20 protein-coding genes and 1 riboswitch are annotated in these 22,268 nt (G+C 56.6%); of the genes, 10 read left to right on the forward strand and 10 right to left on the reverse strand.

Annotation, left to right across the window (positions count from 1 at the left end; all coding sequences use genetic code 11):
• The first annotated feature begins 25 nt into the window (after positions 1-25).
• The gene (hldE, locus tag HWQ14_RS08535; RefSeq protein ID WP_148418444.1) at positions 26-1,456 is read left to right on the forward strand and encodes a bifunctional D-glycero-beta-D-manno-heptose-7-phosphate kinase/D-glycero-beta-D-manno-heptose 1-phosphate adenylyltransferase HldE; all 1,431 of its coding nucleotides are present in this window, start codon (positions 26-28) and stop codon (positions 1,454-1,456) included.
• Between the two features lie 76 nt (positions 1,457-1,532).
• On the opposite strand, the gene ubiK is transcribed toward hldE, so the two are convergent.
• Positions 1,533-1,829, reverse strand: a complete 297-nt coding sequence (gene ubiK / locus HWQ14_RS08540) for a ubiquinone biosynthesis accessory factor UbiK (protein ID WP_148418445.1) — start codon at positions 1,827-1,829, stop codon at positions 1,533-1,535.
• 119 nt (positions 1,830-1,948) lie between these two features.
• Positions 1,949-2,099: riboswitch (FMN riboswitch) on the forward strand.
• 105 nt (positions 2,100-2,204) lie between these two features.
• Between ubiK and ribB the strand changes: the two genes are divergently transcribed.
• Entirely contained in the window at positions 2,205-2,858 is a 654-nt protein-coding gene (gene ribB, locus HWQ14_RS08545; RefSeq protein ID WP_148418446.1) for a 3,4-dihydroxy-2-butanone-4-phosphate synthase, read from the forward strand.
• Positions 2,859-2,902: 44 nt separating this feature from the next.
• Here the strand turns inward: ribB and HWQ14_RS08550 are convergent, their stop codons facing one another.
• From HWQ14_RS08550 to zupT, 5 genes are all read right to left on the reverse strand, one after another.
• Positions 2,903-3,961: a type 1 fimbrial protein gene (locus HWQ14_RS08550; RefSeq protein ID WP_176609467.1), complete on the reverse strand. Its 1,059-nt coding sequence runs from the start codon at positions 3,959-3,961 to the stop codon at positions 2,903-2,905.
• Positions 3,945-4,700: a fimbrial biogenesis chaperone gene (locus HWQ14_RS08555; protein ID WP_176609468.1), complete on the reverse strand. Its 756-nt coding sequence runs from the start codon at positions 4,698-4,700 to the stop codon at positions 3,945-3,947. The genes HWQ14_RS08550 and HWQ14_RS08555 overlap by 17 nt, the downstream gene beginning before the upstream one ends.
• A 9-nt stretch (positions 4,701-4,709) precedes the next feature.
• Positions 4,710-7,148: a fimbria/pilus outer membrane usher protein gene (locus tag HWQ14_RS08560; protein WP_176609469.1), complete on the reverse strand. Its 2,439-nt coding sequence runs from the start codon at positions 7,146-7,148 to the stop codon at positions 4,710-4,712.
• Positions 7,149-7,221: 73 nt separating this feature from the next.
• Positions 7,222-7,779, reverse strand: coding sequence for a fimbrial protein (locus HWQ14_RS08565; RefSeq protein ID WP_148418450.1), 558 nt, complete (start codon positions 7,777-7,779; stop codon positions 7,222-7,224).
• 405 nt (positions 7,780-8,184) lie between these two features.
• Positions 8,185-8,958 carry a zinc transporter ZupT gene (gene zupT, locus HWQ14_RS08570; RefSeq protein WP_148418451.1) on the reverse strand — a complete coding sequence of 258 codons (774 nt, stop codon included), beginning with the start codon at positions 8,956-8,958 and terminating at the stop codon, positions 8,185-8,187.
• A 130-nt stretch (positions 8,959-9,088) separates the two neighbouring features.
• Between zupT and ygiD the strand changes: the two genes are divergently transcribed.
• Complete coding sequence (gene ygiD, locus HWQ14_RS08575; protein ID WP_176609470.1) at positions 9,089-9,877, forward strand: 4,5-DOPA dioxygenase extradiol; 789 nt, start codon at positions 9,089-9,091, stop codon at positions 9,875-9,877.
• 79 nt (positions 9,878-9,956) lie between these two features.
• Here ygiD and HWQ14_RS08580 read toward each other — a convergent pair whose 3' ends face one another.
• The 3 genes from HWQ14_RS08580 to tolC form a co-directional block, all read right to left on the reverse strand.
• Complete coding sequence (locus tag HWQ14_RS08580; protein ID WP_176609471.1) at positions 9,957-11,117, reverse strand: glutathionylspermidine synthase family protein; 1,161 nt, start codon at positions 11,115-11,117, stop codon at positions 9,957-9,959.
• A gap of 2 nt (positions 11,118-11,119) precedes the next feature.
• Positions 11,120-11,785, reverse strand: coding sequence for a DUF1190 family protein (locus tag HWQ14_RS08585; RefSeq protein ID WP_006811983.1), 666 nt, complete (start codon positions 11,783-11,785; stop codon positions 11,120-11,122).
• A gap of 190 nt (positions 11,786-11,975) precedes the next feature.
• A complete protein-coding gene (gene tolC / locus HWQ14_RS08590; RefSeq protein WP_148418454.1) occupies positions 11,976-13,454 on the reverse strand; it encodes an outer membrane channel protein TolC in 1,479 nt (492 codons plus the stop codon).
• Positions 13,455-13,657: 203 nt separating this feature from the next.
• Here tolC and nudF point away from each other — a divergent pair, with 203 nt between their 5' ends.
• The 5 genes from nudF to parE are packed head-to-tail and all read left to right on the forward strand — an operon-like array spanning position 13,658 to position 18,066.
• Entirely contained in the window at positions 13,658-14,290 is a 633-nt protein-coding gene (gene nudF / locus HWQ14_RS08595) for an ADP-ribose diphosphatase (protein WP_176609472.1), read from the forward strand.
• Positions 14,287-14,709 (forward strand): DUF1249 family protein, encoded by a 423-nt coding sequence (locus HWQ14_RS08600; protein WP_148418456.1) that lies wholly within the window; start codon positions 14,287-14,289, stop codon positions 14,707-14,709. Before nudF ends, HWQ14_RS08600 begins: the two co-directional genes overlap by 4 nt.
• A 27-nt stretch (positions 14,710-14,736) precedes the next feature.
• Positions 14,737-15,564, forward strand: coding sequence for a 3',5'-cyclic-AMP phosphodiesterase (cpdA, locus tag HWQ14_RS08605; RefSeq protein ID WP_176609473.1), 828 nt, complete (start codon positions 14,737-14,739; stop codon positions 15,562-15,564).
• Positions 15,564-16,145, forward strand: a complete 582-nt coding sequence (gene yqiA / locus HWQ14_RS08610) for an esterase YqiA (protein ID WP_148418458.1) — start codon at positions 15,564-15,566, stop codon at positions 16,143-16,145. Before cpdA ends, yqiA begins: the two co-directional genes overlap by 1 nt.
• A 28-nt stretch (positions 16,146-16,173) precedes the next feature.
• A complete protein-coding gene (parE, locus tag HWQ14_RS08615; protein WP_148418459.1) occupies positions 16,174-18,066 on the forward strand; it encodes a DNA topoisomerase IV subunit B in 1,893 nt (630 codons plus the stop codon).
• Between the two features lie 64 nt (positions 18,067-18,130).
• Here the strand turns inward: parE and HWQ14_RS08620 are convergent, their stop codons facing one another.
• A complete protein-coding gene (locus HWQ14_RS08620; RefSeq protein ID WP_176609474.1) occupies positions 18,131-18,970 on the reverse strand; it encodes a helix-turn-helix transcriptional regulator in 840 nt (279 codons plus the stop codon).
• A 166-nt stretch (positions 18,971-19,136) separates the two neighbouring features.
• Between HWQ14_RS08620 and HWQ14_RS08625 the strand changes: the two genes are divergently transcribed.
• On the forward strand, positions 19,137-20,951 hold the full coding sequence (locus HWQ14_RS08625) for a DUF2264 domain-containing protein (RefSeq protein ID WP_176611172.1): 1,815 nt from the start codon (positions 19,137-19,139) through the stop codon (positions 20,949-20,951).
• Between the two features lie 32 nt (positions 20,952-20,983).
• Positions 20,984-22,249 carry an oligosaccharide MFS transporter gene (locus HWQ14_RS08630; RefSeq protein ID WP_176609475.1) on the forward strand — a complete coding sequence of 422 codons (1,266 nt, stop codon included), beginning with the start codon at positions 20,984-20,986 and terminating at the stop codon, positions 22,247-22,249.
• Positions 22,250-22,268: the final 19 nt, after the last annotated feature.

The following is a 22,268-nucleotide window of genomic DNA, read 5'->3' on the forward strand; positions in this document are numbered from 1 at the left end:
ATTGTGAATCTTTCTGGAGTCAGGAATGAAAGTAACACTGCCAGAGTTTGAACGTGCTGGGGTTATGGTTGTCGGTGATGTGATGCTGGATCGCTACTGGTATGGGCCGACCAGCCGTATCTCACCGGAAGCGCCGGTGCCGGTGGTTAAGGTCGATACCATTGAAGAGCGTCCGGGCGGCGCGGCAAACGTGGCGATGAACATTGCCTCTCTGGGCGCGCAGTCGCGTCTGGTGGGCCTGACCGGCATCGACGATGCGGCGCGCGCGCTGAGCCAGTCGCTGGCGGACGTGAACGTGAAGTGCGACTTCGTTTCGGTTCCGACGCACCCGACCATCACCAAGCTGCGCGTGCTGTCGCGTAACCAGCAGCTGATCCGCCTCGACTTCGAAGAAGGTTTCGAGGGCGTCGATCCTGAGCCGCTGCACGAGCGCATCAGCCAGGCGCTGGGCCATATCGGCGCGCTGGTGCTGTCGGACTACGCCAAAGGCGCGCTGGCCAGCGTGCAGACGATGATCCAGCTGGCGCGTAAAGCCGGCGTACCCGTACTGATCGACCCTAAAGGCACCGACTTTGAGCGCTATCGCGGCGCAACGCTGCTGACGCCAAACCTCTCCGAGTTTGAAGCGGTGGCGGGCAAGTGCAAAACCGAGGAAGAGCTGGTTGAGCGCGGGATGAAGATTATCGCTGACTTTGAGCTGTCCGCGCTGCTGGTGACCCGCTCCGAGCAGGGCATGACGCTGCTCCAGCCGGGCAAAGCGCCGCTGCATATGCCAACCCAGGCGCAGGAAGTGTACGACGTGACCGGTGCCGGTGACACGGTGATCGGCGTGCTGGCGGCGACGCTGGCCGCGGGTAACGCTCTGGAAGAAGCGTGTTACTTCGCGAACGCCGCGGCGGGCGTGGTGGTTGGCAAGCTCGGGACCTCTACCGTTTCGCCAATCGAGCTGGAAAACGCGGTGCGAGGCCGTGCCGATACCGGCTTTGGCGTCATGACCGAAGAAGAGCTGAAGGTGGCCGTTGCCGCCGCGCGTAAACGCGGTGAAAAAGTGGTGATGACCAACGGCGTATTCGACATTCTGCACGCGGGCCACGTCTCTTATCTGGCGAACGCGCGCAAGCTGGGCGATCGCCTGATCGTGGCGGTTAACAGCGATGCCTCAACCAAACGTCTGAAAGGCGAAACGCGTCCGGTGAACCCGCTGGAGCAGCGCATGATAGTGCTTGGCGCGCTGGAAGCGGTGGACTGGGTTGTGCCGTTTGAAGAAGACACGCCGCAGCGCCTGATTGCCGGGATCCTGCCAGACCTGCTGGTAAAAGGTGGGGATTACAAACCAGAGCAAATCGCGGGGAGCGAAGAGGTCTGGGCAAACGGCGGTGAGGTGATGGTGCTCAACTTTGAGGACGGGTGTTCAACCACCAACATCATCAAAAAGATCCAGAAAGACAGCCAGTAAAAAACGGGCCGGTTGGCCCGTTTTTTTTCACCCTCTCCCCGTGGGAGAGGGCTGGGGTGAGGGCATCAGGCCGCACTTACTCCTGGTCATCCACCGGTGGAATGGCCGGTGCCGGCTTCACTTCTTCCGGCGAATTACGGTTTTCCAGCTCGCTCAGACGCTGTTCCAGCAGCGCCAGCTTCTCACGGGTGCGCAGCAGAACCTGGGTCTGCACGTCAAACTCTTCACGGCTAACTAAATCAAGGCGAACCAGCTGCGCCTGCAGCGTCTGGCGGATTTTCTTCTCAACGTCATCACCAAATTCACGAATGCCCTTCGGCATGGACTCATGAACCTGACGCGCGATCTGCTCAATTTTCTTTGGGTCAATCATAATGGCTTCCCTTGATAAGTCGGTGTTGATGAACATTGTAGCGCGTCCTGCCCGGGGTAAACAAAATTGTTTGAAGCTTATGCATTGCCCAGGTTAATCAATAGCGTTATAGTTATCTCGCTTATTCTCAGGGCGGGGCGAAATTCCCCACCGGCGGTAAATCAGCGTGACGCTGAAAGCCCGCGAGCGCTTTGGGTGAACACTCAAAGGTCAGCAGATCCGGTGTAATTCCGGGGCCGACGGTTAAAGTCCGGATGGGAGAGAGTAACGATCCAGTCGGGCATGGCCCGCTCACGTTATTTTTTTGCCGCTTGTACGGCGCTCCTAAGACTGCCCTGATTCTGGTAACCATATTGTTAATGAGGTTTTTTTACCATGAATCAGACGCTACTTTCCTCTTTTGGCACTTCAACTGAACGTGTTGAACACGCACTGGATGCACTGCGCGAAGGCCGCGGTGTGATGGTGCTTGACGATGAACACCGTGAAAACGAAGGCGACATGATTTTTGCCGCCGAAAACATGACCGTTGAGCAGATGGCGCTGACCATCCGTCACGGTAGCGGCATCGTATGCCTGTGTATTACCGAAGACCGTCGCCAGCAGCTCGATCTGCCGATGATGGTCGAAAACAACACCAGCGCCTTTGGTACCGGCTTTACCGTGACCATTGAAGCCGCGCACGGCGTGACTACCGGCGTGTCGGCGGCTGACCGTCTGACTACCGTACGTGCAGCGATCGCCGATGGGGCGAAACCCTCCGACCTGCACCGCCCGGGCCACGTCTTCCCGCTGCGCGCGCAGCCGGGCGGCGTGCTTACCCGTGGTGGTCATACTGAAGCGACCATCGATCTGGTGACGCTGGCTGGCTTCAAGCCGGCGGGCGTGCTGTGCGAGCTGACCAACGATGATGGCACCATGGCGCGCGCGCCGGAGTGCATCACCTTTGCGCGTCTGCACAATATGCCGGTGGTGACGATTGAAGATCTGGTGGAGTATCGCCAGGCGCACGAGCGCAAAGCCAGCTGAAATTGCTGATGTAAAAAAGCCGGGGAAACCCGGCTTTTTTGTTTTTAGTGGTAGTTAATTTTGAACAGCACGACGGTTTCAAGCGGGCCTGATTCAATGCGCGAGCCTTCGGCATGAGAAAGCTCAGCGGTGTAGTGCGTCTCAAAATGCAGCACTGAGCCGGTAAAATCGGCATATTCGTCATACTGGTTAAAGGCGTAGGGCTGCGTGCCGTTGAGAATACGCAGCTTTAAGCCGTTGCCGATCAGCAGCGCGGTATCGTTGGCCGTGAGTTCGTTATCGGTATAGAACGACGAGTCGATCTTAAAGCCGTCTGAACACTGCGCGTCCTGCATTTTGCTGGTTTTAACCGTGAACGTTCGCGTACGCGTTCCCTTGTTCACAATATCGCGCGCGCTGAAGGTGCCAAAATCAATCTCCTGATTTTCAGGGTAAATGCTGAACGTTGCCCCGCAGTCCAGAACCTTGATATTTTCCAGCCCGTTGATGTGGTATTTGAGGTTTTTCGCATCCCAAAGGGCATTTACGCCGCCTTTGCCGTCAAACTGCACGACGATATAATCCCCAAGCGTGCTGACGTAACCCTGAGGCGGTATCGCTTTGAGCTTAACGTAGAGCCTGAAGCGCGCTGCAAAGGTGCGTGAGGTATGGACGTCCGACGCGTTTCCTGAACAGATGTTCTTCTCCCAGCCCATCGCCTTAAGCTGTTCAGCTGAGTATTTGCTCAGGCTATTGTTATCCAGACACTGGCCGGTATCCACGCCGAAGGTGTGTCCGGTGGCATCGTAATCTGCCCCCTCGTAGGTGACGCCCAGCTCATAGTAAGGATCTGATACCGACGGGTAAGGATTCACCCAGGCGAACACGTTTTCGTTCTCATGGTTTGAGGCGGTATTCCTGTCGCAGTAAACCGGGATCTTTATATCGCTGGATTCCCAGATTTTTTGCCCGACTTTTGCGTTGCTGGGGATCGAAAATTCCGACACCGTTTTGGTTTGCTCGACCGGACCGTTTTGCGTGCCCAGGTAACAGTTCAGGGCGAGGGCATGCTTAAGCGGCAACATCATCAGCAGCAGAAAGAAAAGCTTAACAGGATGTCGCATGTTGCCCTGCCTTGCGCGGCGTCAGCGCGCACCGGGTTGACCGTGAACAGGTCAGATCGACCTTGCGTAGCGCACCGTAATCATCAATGTAACCAATGCTGTAGCCGCTCCCTTCCGGTTCACTTAGCGTGAGGGTGCGGGTGTCGAATGGGCTAATCATCAGGCTATCGAATCCCGGGAGCATGGTTTTTCCGTTGTTGCTCAGCCAGGCCAGGGTGATGAAATAGGGCGTGGGGTTTTTCAGCGTCATGGTTTTGCCCGCCACAGTCACCGCCAGCCGCATTTCCGCATCGTCACCCGCCTTCTTGCGGATGGCTTCTGGTCGCCAGAACAGCTTGATGCGGCTCTGCATGGCCACCTGCATGACGCTGCGCGCTTCTTTCGGGCTTGCGCTTTTGGGCGGAACCTCACGCAGGTTGAAAAAGAACAGCGTCTCGCGATCGCCGGGAAGCTGCTGCGCCGCGGGCTGCCTGACGATCCGCACCTGTGACGACGTGCCGGGCTCAAGGCGCTGGATGGGCGGCAGGGCCATAAAATGGCTGTCTTCTTTGCGTCCGTCCGCATCCTCCACCCAGGCGAGGGCAAGGTAGGGGAGCGATTTGCTCTGATTCTCGATGGTCACACTGCTGGCCTTATCGCTTTCCGGGAAAACAATGCGCGTCCGATCGAGGTTAACGGCGGCGTGCGAGAAGCCGAAGCTGCAAATACAAAGTGCTGCAAATAACGTTTTTGATTTCATAGTGATAACTCACTGGCAGGGCAGGATGAGCTGCGTAACGTTTTCCAGGGTGGCTGGCAGGGAGAAATGGCACCGCTGGCTATCTCCCCACGTGACCGTAAAGTGTTGTCCGGCTTTTACCGCGCCCAGCCAGATATGTCCGTCCTGCGCGACAATCCCCATCTCCTGCCCCGAATCACGTTGACGAACCAGCGCACCAAGCGGCGGCGCGCCGGTAGCGGTGTGCAATACCCCAACCACGTCCTGCCCCTGGCGGGTGGCAATCAATCGATAGCCTATTGCCCCCTCGGTCCAGGCAGAGCGGAGCACGCGGTTATCAACGTCTACGCCCTCCGGCAGGCTGTTCAGATTGACCTGCACGCTGGCGGGTATATAGCTGGAAAAGGCGGGCAGCACGCCGATGCCAAACGCATTTGTGGTATCGCGTGACTGGTTTAGCGGGATGTTGCCGATACCTTCCGTACTGACCATCACGCGCGGCTCGTTGCCATAGCTTCGTCGGTGAAAGGCCGCTCCCTGAGCGGTTGCGGTGAACGAACCGTTCCAGCTCGCACTGACCGAACGGTATTTACTGGCCTTATAGCTGCCTGAAAGGTTCAGGTCACCCGTTCCGGCATAATGCTGGTAGTTAGCGCTCACTTGCGCACCGGCATCGGGTGCTTCACTCTCGGTTCCTGCGGAGATTCCCCAGGTGTTGTTCCTGTCAGAGGAGTCATACCAGGAGAGCGTCTGGCGCATGCTGTCGTTGTGCCGCACGTCGTAATTAAGACGACGATCCGAATCGAGAGGAACGCTGAGCGAAACGTAGATCTGCGTATCATCGCTTTGATCCGGGTAGTGCGTTTTACTCCACGAAGCCGTTACGCCAAGGTTTTTCCAGCGGCCAAGATCGAAGTTATAGCCTGCCGTCAGGGTGCCCGTCGTGGACGCTTCTCTGTCCCACCAGGTCTGGCGCAGAATGCCGAGGTAGAGGTTAAGCGACAGGGCAGGAATATACTGGCTGGCGGTGATGCTGAAGGTCTGCTTCTCCGTTTCTGCGTCGTCCTGGTCTTGTTCAAGATAGCGGGCGTAGCTGAGATAGCGGCTGTCGGAATAGCGGTAGCTGGCAAGCGTAAGCTGGCTGCCGGTGGTATCGAAGCGTTTGCTGTAGTTGATTCGGTAACTGTATCCGGTCCGCTTATCCTCCCCGAGCCGCCGGCTGGTGGCCTGGGTGACATCTAACGACAGCGCTCCAAGCCAGTCCATGTTTTGCCCTATACCCGCCGCCAGCGCGCGATAGTCACTGCCGCTGCTGAGCAAGCCGCCGTAAAGAGACGTCCGGGAAAGCATACCCCAGGAGAATTCGCTGCTTAAAAAAGCCTCGCTTTCTACGCTGTGCGAGCTGTCCTGACGGGCTTTCCCGCCCGCGACCTTATAGCGAACCTGGCCTTTACGCGTCAGGAAAGGGACCGAAGCGGCTGAAACCTGAAAGGTGCTAAAGCGGCCGTCTTCTTCAGTGACGTTGACGTCGAGGGTGCCCTGCACCGATTGGTTAATATCCTGGATAACGAACGGGCCGGGTGGGACCCTGGTCTGGTAGATGATCCTGCCAGCCTGGCTGACCGTCACGGTCGCGTTGGTTTGCGCGATACCGGATACCTGGGGCGCATAGCCGCGCAGCGACCAGGGCAGCATACGTTCATCGCTGATAAGCGAGGCGCCCGTATAGGAAAAACTATCGAAAATATCGGACTGGAAATCAGATTCACCCAGCGTCAGCTTTGATCCGAGCGTGGGTAGCGGACGAAAAATGTAAGCGCGGGATAAGCGCCCCTCGCTCTGCGAACCATCATCCGTTCTATTGAACGCGTACTGGTAATCCCCGCGCAGGCGCCAGGCGCCCAGGTTAGCCCCGGCAGTACCGTAGGTGTTGAGGCTATCGCTGGCCGTACCCTCGTCAGGCTGGTAGCGGCTGGCAAAAAGGTTGTAATCCAGCAGCGCGCCGGAGACGCCGTTGTCCCAGGTGGCTGGCGGCATCCAGTTGGTGGCGCGATACTGTAGCCAGGCCTGAGGCAGGGTTATCTCCAGCGTTTGGGTTGCCTGGATAAACGCGAAGTGAACCTGTGATAAGCCGCTAAAATCGACGCAGCCTGCTTTATCAGGTAGCGTACTGCGGATCTTGTCGTCCAGGCCGAAGGTATCTGCCAGCGCTGCCGGAATACACGCTTCCGTGGTTTCGCCTTTACGCCTCCAGGCTAATTGCCAGCCGTTCGCAAGGGGCGTGTTATTTACCGAAACAGTAACAAAATAGTTTCCCGGTGCGACGTGGTTCTTATCATTAAACTGTGAAATATCAATATTACCGCGCTGGTCTTTATCGATTGCGTTAATGTTAAACTCAACGGCGGGCAGAGGGGAGGAGATAAGAAAGCCTGCGATGATCATTCCGGGTGAACTGTATTTCATCATTCAGCTCTCAAATAAAATAGCGTCAATGGCTGGCAAATATATTGCCAGCCGAAATAGAACTAACGATATTTGCTTATTTGTACAGCAATACATAATTCGCGGTTGATTCAACCTGACCGGCCGTTGCCGTTTTACCGCTGACCGTTTCCATCTGTGCTTTAAAGTGCAGCGTCTGAGTGGAGGAACCTGCCGAGAGGTCAACGCTGTTTGCGGAGCCCAGAGTGATTGGTGACTCCGCGTTATCCAGTAAACGAACGCCGACGTTCTGCGCGCCCCCTGCATAGGTGTTGCTCATCAGGCTGGTATCGGTGCCGTCGGTTGCGGTGCTGCTGAAGGTCACTTCCACTTTAGAGACGGGTGTTGCCGTTTCGTCTCCAGCGTCAAGCTGGCAGTTTTCCAGATTGATATCAACCGGTACCGCCGAAGATTTTTTATTCGCATTCATCATCGCCGTTGTGACCTGGCCGAGCTCGATCTCTTTATCAATACTGTCTGGTGCAATATTGCATGGTGCGTCAATAATAACGCCCTTAAAGGTGATTTTACCGGAGCCCTGATCGCTTGCCAGCGCGGTGCCGGCGATTAAAGAGGTTAACGCAACCGCCAGGAGTGCTTTTGAAATATTTGGCATGAAATATCCTTTTTCTAAATAAGATTGGTGAAGTATTTAAGGTCGAGGCGGGCGCATTCTAAGACTAATTGTAACAATCCGTGATTAATAAAAATTTAAAGTCTAATTAAGTTTTTATTTATTAATTATTGAAGTGAATAGCTTATGAATAACAAGAGAAAGGCGAGGGGATAAGTAACCGAAGCATCAGACGCGGTTGGTCTGCTTTTTGATCGTTTATATATGGTTAACGTCGCTAATAATATCTTTTCTGAATAACCCGACAGTAACGCCTTTGCCAGTTTTGCGCGTTAGCTCACTCTTATAATAGTGGGTCCGCGTCGTGCTTTATATTATTAATAATGATAGCCGGAGAGCACCATACGCTATAAAAATGGCGCTCCCTCAAAAAGGGAGCGCCATTGTTCAGCCAAGACCTGCCGTTTGCAGCAACACCAGGCTTAAACCCATCACCGACATGCCGCAGAGCACCCCGTAGCTCGGGTTGTTGTTGGGGTCGATCTCTTTTGCCAGCGGCATCAGTTCATCTACCGACAGGGCGACCATGATCCCCGCCACGGCCGCCATAATCGCCGCCATCACGACCGGGGATACGAGGCTACCGAGGATCAGCCACGCCAGCACGCCGCCGAGTATTTCCGCCATCCCGGAGATACCCGCCCAGAAGACGGCCGTACGCTTTGAGCCGGTCGCGGCATAAACCGGCCCGGCTACGGCAAGTCCTTCAGGAATATTGTGCAAGGCAACGGCCAGCGCGACGCCAAAACCCATCTCCAGATTGCTGCTGGCCGTAACATACGTGGCGACGCCTTCCGGGAAGTTATGCAGGCTGATGCCCAGCGTCAGCAGAATAGCGGTGCGTTTGATATTGCCGGGTATTGGGGCAACGCTTTTCTGCATCAAATCCTGAGGGTGCGCGTGCGGCAGCATGCGGTCGAGCGCAAAATAGCCCAGCAGCCCGGCAATGAACATGCCGTAGCCCAGCACCGGGGACATTCCCTCGGTGTGAAGTGCGGCGGGCAGCATCTCCATCAGCGAAATAAGCAGCATGATCCCGGCGGCGAAGCCCAGCGAGAAGGCCAGCACGCGATTAGACGGTTTTTGCCCGAGCACGCCGAGGAACGCCCCGATAAAGGTCGCGGCGCCCGCGAGTATGGTCAAAATCAAGGGTACTGACATGCACTCTCCTTAAGCTGTTTCTGACATTCAAATTTCCTGATGATGATCTTCACGGTTATCTGCGTTCATCTTCACCTGAATGCGCGTAATGTAGAACCATCAAACTGACACCTCCTCTAAGGATATCACCATGTCTTCTTCTCGTATGCCAGCACTGTTTTTAGGCCACGGCAGCCCAATGAACGTTCTGGAAGATAACGTCTATACCCGCGCCTGGCGTCATCTGGGTGAGACGTTGCCGCGTCCGAAGGCGATTGTGGTGGTGTCCGCGCACTGGTTTACCCGCGGCACCGGCGTGACGGCCATGGAAACGCCGAAAACTATCCATGATTTTGGCGGCTTCCCGCAGGCGCTGTATGACATGCATTACCCGGCTCCCGGCTCTCCTGAGCTGGCGCAGCAGCTGGTCGATCTGCTGGCGCCTGTTCCGGTAGCGCTGGATAAGGAAGCCTGGGGCTTTGACCACGGCTCGTGGGGCGTGCTGATGAAAATGTATCCGGATGCCGATATCCCGATGGTGCAGCTGAGTCTCGACAGCACGAGGCCTGCTGCCTGGCACATGGAGATGGGCCGTAAGCTGGCTTCGCTTCGTGATGAGGGCGTCATGCTGGTTGCCAGCGGTAACGTGGTACACAACCTGCGCACGGTACGCTGGCACGGTGAAAAAACCCCGTATCCGTGGGCGACATCCTTTAATAACTACGTGAAAGACAACCTGACCAGGCAGGGGCCGGACGAGCGGCACCCGCTGGTGAACTATCTGGATCACGAAGGCGGTTCGCTCTCTAACCCAACGCCGGAACACTTCCTGCCGCTGCTGTACGTGCTGGGCGCGTGGGATGGTCAGGAGCCGGTTACGATCCCGATCGACGGAATAGAGATGGGAAGCTTGAGCATGCTGTCGGTGCAGGTGGGGTAATAAAAGTAAAACGGCAACCTGAGGTTGCCGTTTTTAGCGTTGGCGCCCTCTCCCGTGGGAGAGGGCAACAGGCTGCACGCTACTCCACAAAAATATGCGGATAGAACCGTGACAGGTCCTGCGTAATCAAGGCGCGATCTTCGCGAATGCCAATCCCGGCAGGCTTATCGTTAATCAGCCAGCTGCCGATCAGCGTATAGCTGTCGCCAAACTTCGGCAGCTGATAAAACGCCTGGACGATCATCCCTTCTTCACCGTACGGCCCTTCAACCGCTTCCAGCGTTTTACCGTTTTCGATAATCGATACGTTCGCCCCTTCGCGGGAGAAGATCGGCTTAACGACGTATTTCTCCATCGGCGGGAAATCATCTTCGGCAAAGTACGCAGGCAGCAGGTTCGGGTGGTTCGGGAACATCTCCCACAGCATCGGCAGCAGGGCCTTGTTGGAGATAATGCTCTTCCATGCCGGCTCCAGCCAGCGGACGCCAGCATCTTCCAGCTTGGTGGAGAACATCTCGCGCAGCATATATTCCCACGGATACAGCTTGAACAGGTTGCTGATCACCTGATCCTGCATGTCCGTAAACTGGCCTTTTTCACCCAAACCGATGTCTTCGATATAGAGGAATTCCGTCGCCACTTCCGCTTCGGCCGCGCAGTCCTGCAAATACTGAACCGTACCGCGATCTTCTTCGGTATCGCGGCAGCAGGCGAGGTGCAGCAGGTTAAAACCGTGCTGTTCGCGCAGTTCGGCGAAACGCGCAATCAGCTTTTCCTGCAGGCTGTTGAACTGGTCGCTGCCTTCCGGCAGGTTTCCGGCGTTCGCCTGATCTTCCAGCCAGATCCACTGGAAAAACGCGGCTTCGTACAGGGAGGTTGGCGTATCCGCGTTGTTCTCGAGAAGCTTCGGTTCACCCACGCCATCCCAGGCCAGATCGAGGCGAGAGTAGAGCGAAGGCTGATTCGTTTTCCACGATTGACGGACAAAGCTCCAGGTGTGCTTCGGAATGCGGAATTTGGTCATCAGCGCATCGCTGTCGATGACTTTCTCAACCACCTTCAGGCACATCTGGTGCAGCTCAGCGGTCACGTCTTCAAGCTTTTCAACCTGAGCAAGCGTGAGCCTGTAGTAAGCATCTTCACACCAGTACGGCTCGCCGTACATGGTGTGGAAGTTAAAGCCGTATTCGGTAGCCTTTTCGCGCCAGTCCGGGCGCTCGACAATACTGACTCGTTCCATGATCAGCCGCCCATTGAGCGAGTCGAAGAGCCGGTCGCGCTACGCTGCATGGTGGTTTGTTTGGCAACAGACTCGCCGAAGCCGCCGCGGGTAATGGTGCTGGTGGTTGCAGGTTTCGGCGCCATGGCGGTTTTCGGTACGGTCATGGTACGGCCTGGCGTTGCGGCACCGTAACCCTTGCCGGTGGCATCGGTATATTTACCGTACGCCGGGCTGTTCGGGTTTTTGGAGCTGAACAGCGGCTGCTGCTGGTAGCCCGCGCCGCCGCTCATCAGGCGGCCCATCATATAGCCCGCCATCAGCGGCATCCAGAAGCTGCCGCTGGACTGCGCCTGCGCCTGGTTTTCCGGTGCCATACCCGCCTGAGCCGGTGCCTGCTGGCACTGGCCTTCACCGAATTCAGCTACACAGTCTTCGCGTGAGGCGTATTTTGGCGCGGTACGTTCCGCTTCTTTCAGGGCGTTGTTGTAGGCCGTTGTACATTCGGCGGCTTTACCGGTTGCGCTCGCGCAGTCGTCGGCGTTTTGATACAGCGAAACCGTTTCGTCGCTTTGCTCACAGCCTGCCAGCATAAAGACGGCGGTGACCGCCAGCGCGACAGGCGTCAGGTGGCGTGCGTTCCAGCTTTTGCGGAACGACGCGTGATTCATCGTTTTTGTCCGTTTCATAATTGTCTTCCAGGACCCAGTGGTAATAACGCTCAGGATAGAGGATGACTGGTTGAAAATGAAGCGAGGAGGGGCGGAAACAGGGAGATCTTTACGTTGGCTTACGTTCGGAGGGGATTTATGTGCTCCCTCTCCCACAGGGAGAGGGCAGGGGTGAGGGCATCAGGCCGCAGTGGGCCTGATGACACTCTTAGTTACGGAACGGATTGCTACCGCTGCTGGCAGGTGCGGTGCTGCGCGCTGCCGCCGGCTGCGCAACTGGCGCGCTGCTGTTAGCGGTGAAATTATCAACGGCGGCATCCTGCTGCGGATTTTCCGGCGCGACGCTTTCAGGCGACGTGGAAACCGGTTTGCCCAGCGTGCTGTTCAGCATTTGCAGATCCTGCTCGTTCAGCGTACCCAGCGCCTGCTTGATGTTCAGCTGGTTAATCAGGTACTGGTAACGCGCGCTGGAGAGCTGCTGTTTCGCGTTGTACAGCGTGGTCGTTGCGTCTAACACATCAACGATAGTACGCGTACCGACGGAGTAACCCGCTTCCATCGCGTCCAGAGAGCTTTGCGCAGAGACAACGGCCTGTTTGTAGGCGTTGATGCTGCTGATGGACGCGTTCACGTTGTTGAAGGAAGAACGCACGGTCTGGACCACGTTGCGGTGCGCGCTTTCAAGCTGCTCGCTCGCGCCTACGAAGTTGTACTGTGCCTGCTTAACCTGAGAGTTAACCATCCCGCCCTGGTACAGCGGCAGAGAGAAGCTCAGGCCAACTTTGTTCTGGCCCATGTTGTTGTCGTCATACTGGGCTGTGTTGGTTTTAGAACCGCTGTAGCTGGTATCCGATACGCCGGTAGAGGCGCTCAGGCTCAGGGTTGGCAGGTGACCGTCCTGTGCAAGACGGATCTGCTCGCGCGCCAGGTCCTGGCTCAGGCGTGCCTGCAGCAAGGTCAGGTTACGGTTTTCCGCCTCTTTCAGCAGGGCGTTAACCGCCTGCGGCTTGTCCGTTTTGAAGCTGTCCACGTTCAGAGAGGCCAGTTCAGGATAGTAGTTACCGGTGACCTGACGCAGTGATTCCAGCGCGTTGTCGAGGTTGTTACGTGCGGTCACTTCGTTTGCCAGTACGGTATCGTACTGTGAACGGGCGTTCTGTACGTCAGTGATGGCGACCAGGCCCACGTTGAAGCGCTGGGTGGTTTGATCTAACTGACGATAAATCGCCTGTTTCTGCGCTTCGGTGTAGGAGAGGGCGTCAATCGCGCTCAGTACGTTGAAGTAGGCGGTCGCGGTATTCAGGATCAGCGTCTGCTGATCGGTCTGATAGGTCACATCCTGGATGCCCGCGCTCTTTTCCTGCAAGCTCAGCTCACGCCATTTGGACATGTCGAACAGGGTTTGCGTTAACTGTAAAGAGGCGCTGGTGGCGTTCGAGTTGATGCCGTTATTATCGCGAAAACCGTTAGTGTAGGTATAATCTGCACCTAAGCCCAGCTGCGGCAGCAGTGGACTACGTGCTTCGTTAATTTTTTCAAACGCAGCATCACGATCGGCCGCTGATTTACGTAAATCAGGGTTGCCCAGACGTGCCTGCTGGTAGACCTGTAACAGGTTCTCTGCCTGGCTCATTGCACTGAAGCCCGTCAGGCTCAGGCCGATAAGGATGGGGAGCAATTTCTTCATTTGCATTCCTTGTTGTGAAGCAGTATTAGCGCTGATCTAATTAAAAATAATTGCCGATTCTAACAGAATCATCCACACCAAAAGGTTGGCGTAACGTGCCATCTGGCGGTAATTTGCTCCAATCTACCATATAGCCATACAAACGGCAGCCAAACAGCCTTGAAATTCACAATTTCATCACCATTGCTACCAGGACTCGACCGATGCAAAAACCAGAAAACGTGCCTGTCACCTTCGCCAAAAACGATGTAGAAATTATTGCACGAGAAACGCTTTATAGCGGTTTTTTTTCAATGGAACTTTACCGTTTCAGGCATCGCCTGTTTAACGGTGAAATGAGCGGTGAAATCAAACGCGAAATATTTGAGCGCGGGCATGCGGCAGTCTTGCTACCCTTTGACCCAGTGCGTGATGAAGTCGTGCTGGTCGAGCAGGTCCGTATTGCGGCGTATGATACCAGCGAAACCCCGTGGTTGCTGGAGATGGTGGCCGGGATGATCGAGGAAGGCGAGTCGGTCGAAGACGTCGCCCGCCGCGAGGCGCTGGAAGAGGCGGGCCTGGTGGTCGGCCGCACGAAACCGGTGCTGAGCTATCTGGCAAGCCCGGGCGGGACAACGGAACGCACATCTATTATGGTGGGCGAAGTGGACGCCACGACAGCGGAAGGGATCCACGGTCTGGCAGATGAAAACGAAGATATTCGGGTTCATGTGGTAAGTCGGGAGCAGGCTTACCGGTGGGTAGAAGAGGGGAAAATCGACAACGCAGCGTCTGTCATCGCCCTGCAATGGCTACAGCTGCACTATCAGACTTTACGACACGAGTGGAAAAAATGAAGCGTTATACACCTGACTTCCCAGAAATGATGCGCCTGTGCGAAACCAATTTCGCACAGTTGCGCCGCCTGCTGCCGCGAAACGACGCACCCGGCGAAACGGTGAGCTATCAGGTGAGCAACGCCCGGTATCGGTTAACGATAACAGAATCAACGCGCTACACTACGCTGGTAGAGATTGAGCAAACGGCGCCGAGCATTAGCTACTGGAGCCTGCCGTCCATGACGGTGCGTCTTTATCACGATGCGATGGTCGCTGAAGTGTGTTCAAGTCAGCAGATCTTTCGCTTTAAAGCGCGGTATGATTATCCGAATAAAAAGTTGCATCAACGCGACGAAAAGCATCAAATTAACCAGTTTTTAGCCGACTGGCTAAGGTATTGTTTAGCACATGGAGCAATGGCGATTCCGGTTTGTTAGCATCATAAACCTACCTAAGGACACCATTTGGAAAGCCTGTTGAACCTGACTGTTGCTGGTGGGGCGCCAGTCAGGATATTACAAATCACCGACACCCACCTTTTTGCCGAAAAGCATGAGACGCTTCTGGGCGTGAACACCTGGGAGAGTTATCAGGCGGTTCTGGACGCGATCCATGCTGAAAATCGGCCATGCGATTTGATCGTCGCAACGGGCGATCTGGCGCAGGATCAATCCTCCGCAGCCTATCAGCATTTCGCTGAGGGGATTGCGAGCTTTAGCGTGCCTTGCGTCTGGCTACCGGGCAATCACGATTTTCAACCTGCGATGTACAGCTCGCTTCAGGACGCGGGGATTTCACCGGCTAAATGTGTCTTTGTAGGTGAGCAGTGGCAAATCCTGCTCCTCGACAGTCAGGTGTTTGGCGTTCCGCACGGTGAGTTGAGCGACTATCAGCTCGACTGGCTGGAGACAAAACTGGCCGCCGAACCGGATCGCAATACGCTGCTGTTACTGCACCATCATCCGCTCCCGGCGGGCTGTAGCTGGCTCGATCAGCACAGCTTGCGCAATTCTGCGGCGCTGGACAGCGTACTGGTAAAATTTCCGCGCTTGAAAAATCTGCTTTGTGGGCACATTCATCAGGAACAGGATCTCGACTGGAACGGTCGCCGCCTGCTCGCGACGCCATCCACCTGCGTGCAGTTTAAGCCCCACTGCGCTAACTTCACGCTGGACACCATCGCACCGGGCTGGCGCTGGCTGGAGCTGCATGCCGACGGCACGCTGACCACCGAAGTATGCCGTCTGGCCGGCGCGCAGTTCCGCCCGGATACCGCTTCAGAAGGCTATTGATGTCGACGCTTCTCTATCTGCACGGGTTCAACAGCTCTCCGCGCTCGGCGAAAGCGACGCAGCTTCGCGAGTGGCTGCATGCGCATCATCCCGACGTGGAGATGATTATTCCGCAGCTTCCCCCTTATCCGGCGGACGCGGCAGAAATGCTGGAATCGATTGTGCTTGAACACGGCGGCGAATCGTTTGGCGTTGTCGGGTCGTCCCTCGGCGGCTACTACGCCACCTGGCTGTCGCAATGCTTTATGTTGCCTGCTGTCGTCGTCAACCCGGCGGTCCGGCCATTTGAGCTGTTAAGGGACTTTCTTGGCGAAAACGAGAACCCCTACACCGGCCAACAATATGTGCTAGAGTCACGCCATATTTACGATCTCAAAGTTATGCAGGTCGACCCGCTTGAAGCGCCCGATCTTATCTGGCTGCTGCAACAGACGGGAGATGAAGTGCTGGATTACCGCCAGGCAGTGGCGTATTACGCATCCTGCCGCCAGACTGTAGAAGAGGGCGGAAACCATGCTTTCACGGGCTTTGAAGATCATTTCACCCAGATTGTCGATTTTCTTGGACTGCACAGCCACTGACAATCAATGCGAATTGCTAGCTTAAATCATGACGCAAACCTATAACGCTGATGCCATTGAGGTACTCACCGGGCTTGAGCCGGTTCGCCGCCGCCCGGGGATGTACACCGATACGACGCGCCCAAACCACCTGGGCCAGGAAGTAATAGATAACAGCGTGGACGAAGCGCTGGCAGGCCATGCCAAACGCGTCGACGTTATCCTGCACGCCGATCAGTCGCTGGAGGTCATCGACGACGGCCGCGGCATGCCCGTGGATATCCACCCGGAAGAGGGTGTACCCGCCGTTGAGCTGATCCTCTGCCGTCTGCACGCGGGCGGTAAGTTCTCCAACAAAAACTACCAGTTCTCCGGTGGTTTGCACGGCGTGGGGATCTCCGTGGTTAACGCCCTGTCGAAACGCGTGGAAGTCAACGTCCGCCGCGACGGCCAGGTGTATAACATCGCGTTCGAAAACGGCGAAAAGGTGCAGGAGTTGCAGGTTGTCGGGACGTGCGGCAAACGCAACACCGGCACCAGCGTCCACTTCTGGCCTGACGAAAGCTTCTTCGACAGCCCGCGCTTTTCCGTTTCTCGCCTGACGCACCTGCTGAAAGCCAAAGCGGTGCTGTGCCCGGGCGTGGAAATCACCTTTAAAGATCACGTTAACAACACCGAGCAGAGCTGGCGCTACGAGAAGGGTCTGAACGACTATCTGTGTGAAGCGGTAAACGGCCTGCCGACCCTGCCGGAAAAACCGTTCGTCGGGAATTTCGAAGGCGACACCGAAGCGGTGGACTGGGCGCTGCTGTGGCTGCCTGAAGGCGGCGAGCTGCTGACGGAAAGCTACGTCAACCTGATCCCGACCATGCTCGGCGGTACGCACGTGAACGGCCTGCGTCAGGGGCTGCTGGATGCCATGCGCGAGTTTTGCGAATACCGCAACATTCTGCCGCGCGGCGTGAAGCTGTCCGCAGAAGATATCTGGGACCGCTGCGCCTACGTGCTTTCCGTGAAGATGCAGGATCCGCAGTTTGCCGGTCAGACCAAAGAGCGCCTCTCGTCGCGCCAGTGCGCGGCGTTCGTCTCCGGCGTGGTGAAAGATGCGTTTACCCTGTGGCTGAACCAGAACGTTCAGGCGGCAGAAATGCTGGCTGAAATGGCCATCTCCAGCGCCCAGCGCCGTCTGCGTGCCGCGAAAAAAGTGGTGCGTAAAAAGCTCACCAGCGGCCCCGCGCTGCCGGGCAAGCTGGCGGACTGTACCGCGCAGGATCTCAACCGCACCGAGCTGTTCCTGGTGGAAGGGGACTCGGCGGGCGGATCGGCCAAGCAGGCGCGGGATCGTGAATATCAGGCGATCATGCCGCTCAAGGGTAAGATCCTTAACACCTGGGAAGTCTCGTCTGATGAAGTGCTGGCCTCGCAGGAGGTACACGATATCTCCGTTGCGATCGGCATCGATCCGGACAGCGAGGATCTGAGCCAGCTGCGCTACGGCAAGATCTGCATCCTCGCGGATGCGGACTCCGATGGTCTGCACATCGCCACGCTTCTCTGCGCGCTGTTCGTGAAGCACTTCCGCACCCTGGTGAAAAACGGTCACGTCCACGTGGCGCTTCCGCCGCTGTACCGTATCGACCTCGGCAAAGAGGTTTACTACGCGCTGACGGAAGAAGAGAAAGCGGGCGTGCTGGAGCAGCTTAAGCGCAAGAAGGGCAAACCGAACGTTCAGCGCTTTAAAGGGCTGGGCGAGATGAACCCGATGCAGCTGCGCGAAACGACGCTGGATCCGAATACCCGCCGCCTGGTACAGCTGACCATCAGCGATGAAGATGAACAGCAGACCAACGCCGTAATGGATATGCTGCTGGCCAAGAAACGTTCGGAAGACCGACGTAACTGGCTTCAGGAGAAAGGCGACATGGCGGATATTGAAGCCTGATAAACGCTTTGCGGATCTGTTTTTGTGCCCGGCGGCGCGACGCCTGCCGGGCCAAAAAAGCAGCTCAGCAAGATGAACGCTTTTTCCGGTACTGTAACGGCGTCTCGCCAATCCCCTTCTTAAACGCGCTGATAAACCACGTCACGTCAGAAAACCCCGCCCGGGATGCAATCTCGCGCACGCTTGCCTCGCTGTGCAGCAGCCACTCGCACGCCTTACGCAGCCGCAGCGTATTCAGGTAGTCGTGGATCTTTTCGCCCGTTTCCGCATGGAACTTTCGCGACACGTAGCTGCGTGATTTTCCCAGCTCCCCGGCCAGCGCATCCAGACGAAATTTCTCCTGATAATGCTCGTCGAGCCAGAACATCACCCGGCTGGCGATCCCCTGGCCGTTGCCCGGCTCGCCCTCGCTATCGTCAGGAAGCATCGCAAACAGGCTAATCAGCAGGCTGGCAATACTCTCGCCGTTCATCGGCGGCCTGTAGCAGCCAAACAGATGATCGATATGGTGATGGCAGTGGGCTAAATCGGCGACCCACGCCTCGCCGCCGCGGCGTGAAAGCCGCTCCAGCCGCTGCCGGGCCTGGGGAAAATCCCGCAGCACTTTCAGCACCGCGTGCCGATCGAGATGCACGATCGTGCGTCGGTAAATCGCCTCCGCCCGTTCGTCCACCATCACCTTATGCAGCGTAAACGGCGGGAAGAAAAACAGCCGTCCGGGGCGCATGGTGTAATGGCGATTATCAACAATCGCCACGCCAAAGCCCTCCTCCACGTAGAGGATCTCCAGACACTGATGCCAGTGATGGTAGCGTACAGTATTGGCAAACAGGCGGCTGAACGAGGCCACGGTATCGTTCAGGGTGATCGGTTCCAGAAGATCGGATGTCGGCGTGTCGCGCATAGTGCAATAAAACTCAACTTTTTCCCGTCTGACCGTCTTTATAAACCACCTTTTTAAATTTTCTCAACTGGAGGTTTATTCATCGTTCCTGCCTGTGACATGGCTAACATTTCTGGCCCGTACGGATTCACTATGCTTGGCCGCAGTTGATTACGAGGGCATGGCTATGTGCGCGGCAAACAAAGAAAAATCAAATCCGTTGTCTTCCCGCCGGGATGTGGTGGCGTCGTTGAATGTGCTTCTGGAAGCGCTGGATAAACAATTTCCGGCAAACCGATCACGATTCTCGCTGGGCGATACCTGTGCCCACTACGCAACGGACGTTGCGCAGATGGAGGGGCTCTCCCGTGCCCTGTGGGGGCTGTTTCCGCTGATGGCGTCCGGGGAAGGCACGCCGTTTTGCGAAAAGTACCTAACCGCCATTAAGCTCGGCACCGACCCGCAGAGCGCGGACTACTGGGGGGAAACCGGCCCGTACGACCAGCGCCTGGTCGAGATGGCGGCATACGGTCTGGGGCTTGCTCTGCTGGGGGATAAGCTCACCGCCCGCTTTACCGGGCGCGAAGTCATGAACCTGCACGCGTGGCTTAACCAAATCACCGACGCGCAGATGCCGGACAGCAACTGGAACTATTTTGCCATTATGGTCCAGCTCGGCTTCCGGCGCGCCGGGCTGCCGTATGACCAGGCCGCCATCGATCGCCGCTTTGCGCTGATGGACGCCTACTACCTCGGCGACGGCTGGTATTCCGACGGCCCGGGCCGCCCGAAAGACTATTACATCTCCATGGCCTTCCACTTCTACGGCCTGATCTACGCCACCCTGAGCGACGACGAGGCGAGGGCCGAGGTGCTGCGCGAGCGCTCGCGTCTGTTCGCGGCAGACTTTATCTACTGGTCCGCCGCCGATGGGGCCTCGGTGCCGTTTGGCCGCAGCCTGACCTACCGCTTCGCGATGGTTGCCTTCTGGAGCGCGGTCGCCTTTTCTCAGCTGGACGTCTTCACGCCGGGTATCGTGAAGGGCATTGTGCTGCGCCATCTGCGCTGGTGGCAGCAGCAGCCGATTACCGATCGTGACGGCATTCTGACCCTCGGATTTGCCTGTCCGAACCTGGCGATGTGCGAGGACTATAACTCCCCCGGCTCGCCGTACTGGGCGCTGAAAACGTACCTGATCCTGGCGCTGCCGGAGACGCATCCGTTCTGGCAGGCCGACGAGCAGCCGCTGCCCGCGCTGGCCGAGAAGCGCGCGATCCCGCACGCGCAGCAGATAACGATGCACTCGAAGGGCTCCCGGCACGTCACCATGCTCACCGCCGGCCAGCTGGAGCTGAACAACTACGTTAATACCGAAGCGAAATACACCAAGTTTGCCTACTCCAGCCGCTTTGGATTCACCATCGAGCGCGGGCGTTTTGGCCTGAAGCATGCCGCCTGCGATTCCATGCTGCTGCTGTCAGAGGGAGATAACTATTTCCGCGGCCGTCGCGAGTGCGAGGCGGTCCGGGTGGATGAAAATTACATTTGCTCGCGCTGGTCGCCGTGGCGCGACGTGCAGATTGCCACCTGGCAAATTCCGTTCGGAGAGTGGCACCTGCGTCTGCACCGTATCAGCAGCGCCCGCACGCTGCAAACCGTGGAGGGCGGCTTTGCGGTGATGAAAACGGACCACCAGCTGCGCGAGCGGGGATGTTATCTGAGTGCAGAAAACGGCAGCAGCGTGATTGTCGATCTCTCTCCCGCCATATCGCGCCAGCCGGACAGCATCGTCACGCCGCCGAACAGCAGCGTGATGTTCCCGGCGTGCGCCTCCATTCCGCTCTTAAAAACCGACATTCCACCAGGCGAGAGCTGGCTCTGTTGCGCCGTCCTGGCCTGCGAAAAACCGTCATCTGCGGCCGCGCCGCAGCTGGACATAGCCCATAACCAGGTCGTCATTTGCGAGCCCGGAAGCGAACGTAAGCTGTCGTTCACATTATAAAAATCTGACCCCTACACGTCGGCGAGGATGTTATGAAAAGTACATCGACAACAAGCAGAACTGAATATTACAAAATTAGCAGCTTTATCTTTCTCTATTTCTTTACCTGGTCTGCCAGTATTGGCCTGCTGGCGATCTGGCTCGGCCAAAAAGCCAATCTTAGCGGGTCGGTGATTGGAACCGTCTTTGCGGTGAACGGGATATTCTCCGTTATTCTCAAACCGATCTACGGCTATATTCTCGATAAAATCGGCATGAGCAAATACCTGCTCTATTTTGTGGTTATCATGTCGGCCCTGATGGCGCCGTTCTTTATTTACGTATACCAGCCGCTGTTAATGTCTAACACCATGCTGGGGATAATTATCGGCGCGCTCTATTTAAGCTTTGCCTGGTATGCGGGCGTGGCGGCGTGTGAATCCTATTCTGACCGCTTCAGCCGCCTGAACGGCATGGAGTTCGGGCAAATTCGCATGTGGGGATCGCTCGGCTGGGCGGTAGCTTCGTCCTTCTCCGGCCTGCTGTTTAACCTTTCACCGGCGTATAACTTTATTCTGGGCAGCGTGGCGTCGGTAGTAATGCTGATTGTCCTGCTGAGCCTGAAAGTGAACACTAACTCCGCCCACGCGGGCGACGTGCTGACGAAAGAGAAAATCGCTCCGGCGGACGTATATGCCCTGCTGCGTAACCGTAAATTCTGGGCCTTCTGCCTGTACGTGGCGGGCGTGGCGTGGATGATGTTTATCGCCGAGCAGCAGTTCTCGCGCTATTTCGTCACCTTCTTCGACGATATTCATGAGGGCAACGCGGTATTTGGCTATCTCGGTACCGTTCAGTCTGGCATGGAATTTGTCATGTATATGGTGGTCCCGCTGTTTGTGAACTTTATTGGCGCCAAGCGCGGGCTGTTAATTGTCGGGCTGGTTGTCGGGGCGCGTCTGATTATTTCCGGCATGTGTGATTCGCACCTGCTGATTTCAGTACTCAAGCCGCTGTACGGCCTGGAAATATGCCTGCTGCTGGTGTCGGTATTTAAATATATCGCCGAGCATTTCGACAAGCGCGTAAATGCCACCATGTATTTACTCGGCTATCAGGCGATGCTGTACGTCGGTAACGTGGTGGTCTCTTCACCGGCCGGCTATATGTACGACCACATTGGCTTTGAGCACACCTATATCATCATGGGCGCTACGGCGCTGACCTTTACCCTTATTTCTGCCTTTACGCTATCCGCCTGCCAGAGCAAGTGGCGCGGAGCCCGCGCGCTGAACGTAGCAGAAACGTCAACCCGATAATTACGCCGTCAAAGAAGGA

The sequence above is a fragment of the Enterobacter cloacae genome, from assembly GCF_013375935.1.
GTDB lineage: Bacteria > Pseudomonadota > Gammaproteobacteria > Enterobacterales > Enterobacteriaceae > Enterobacter > Enterobacter pasteurii.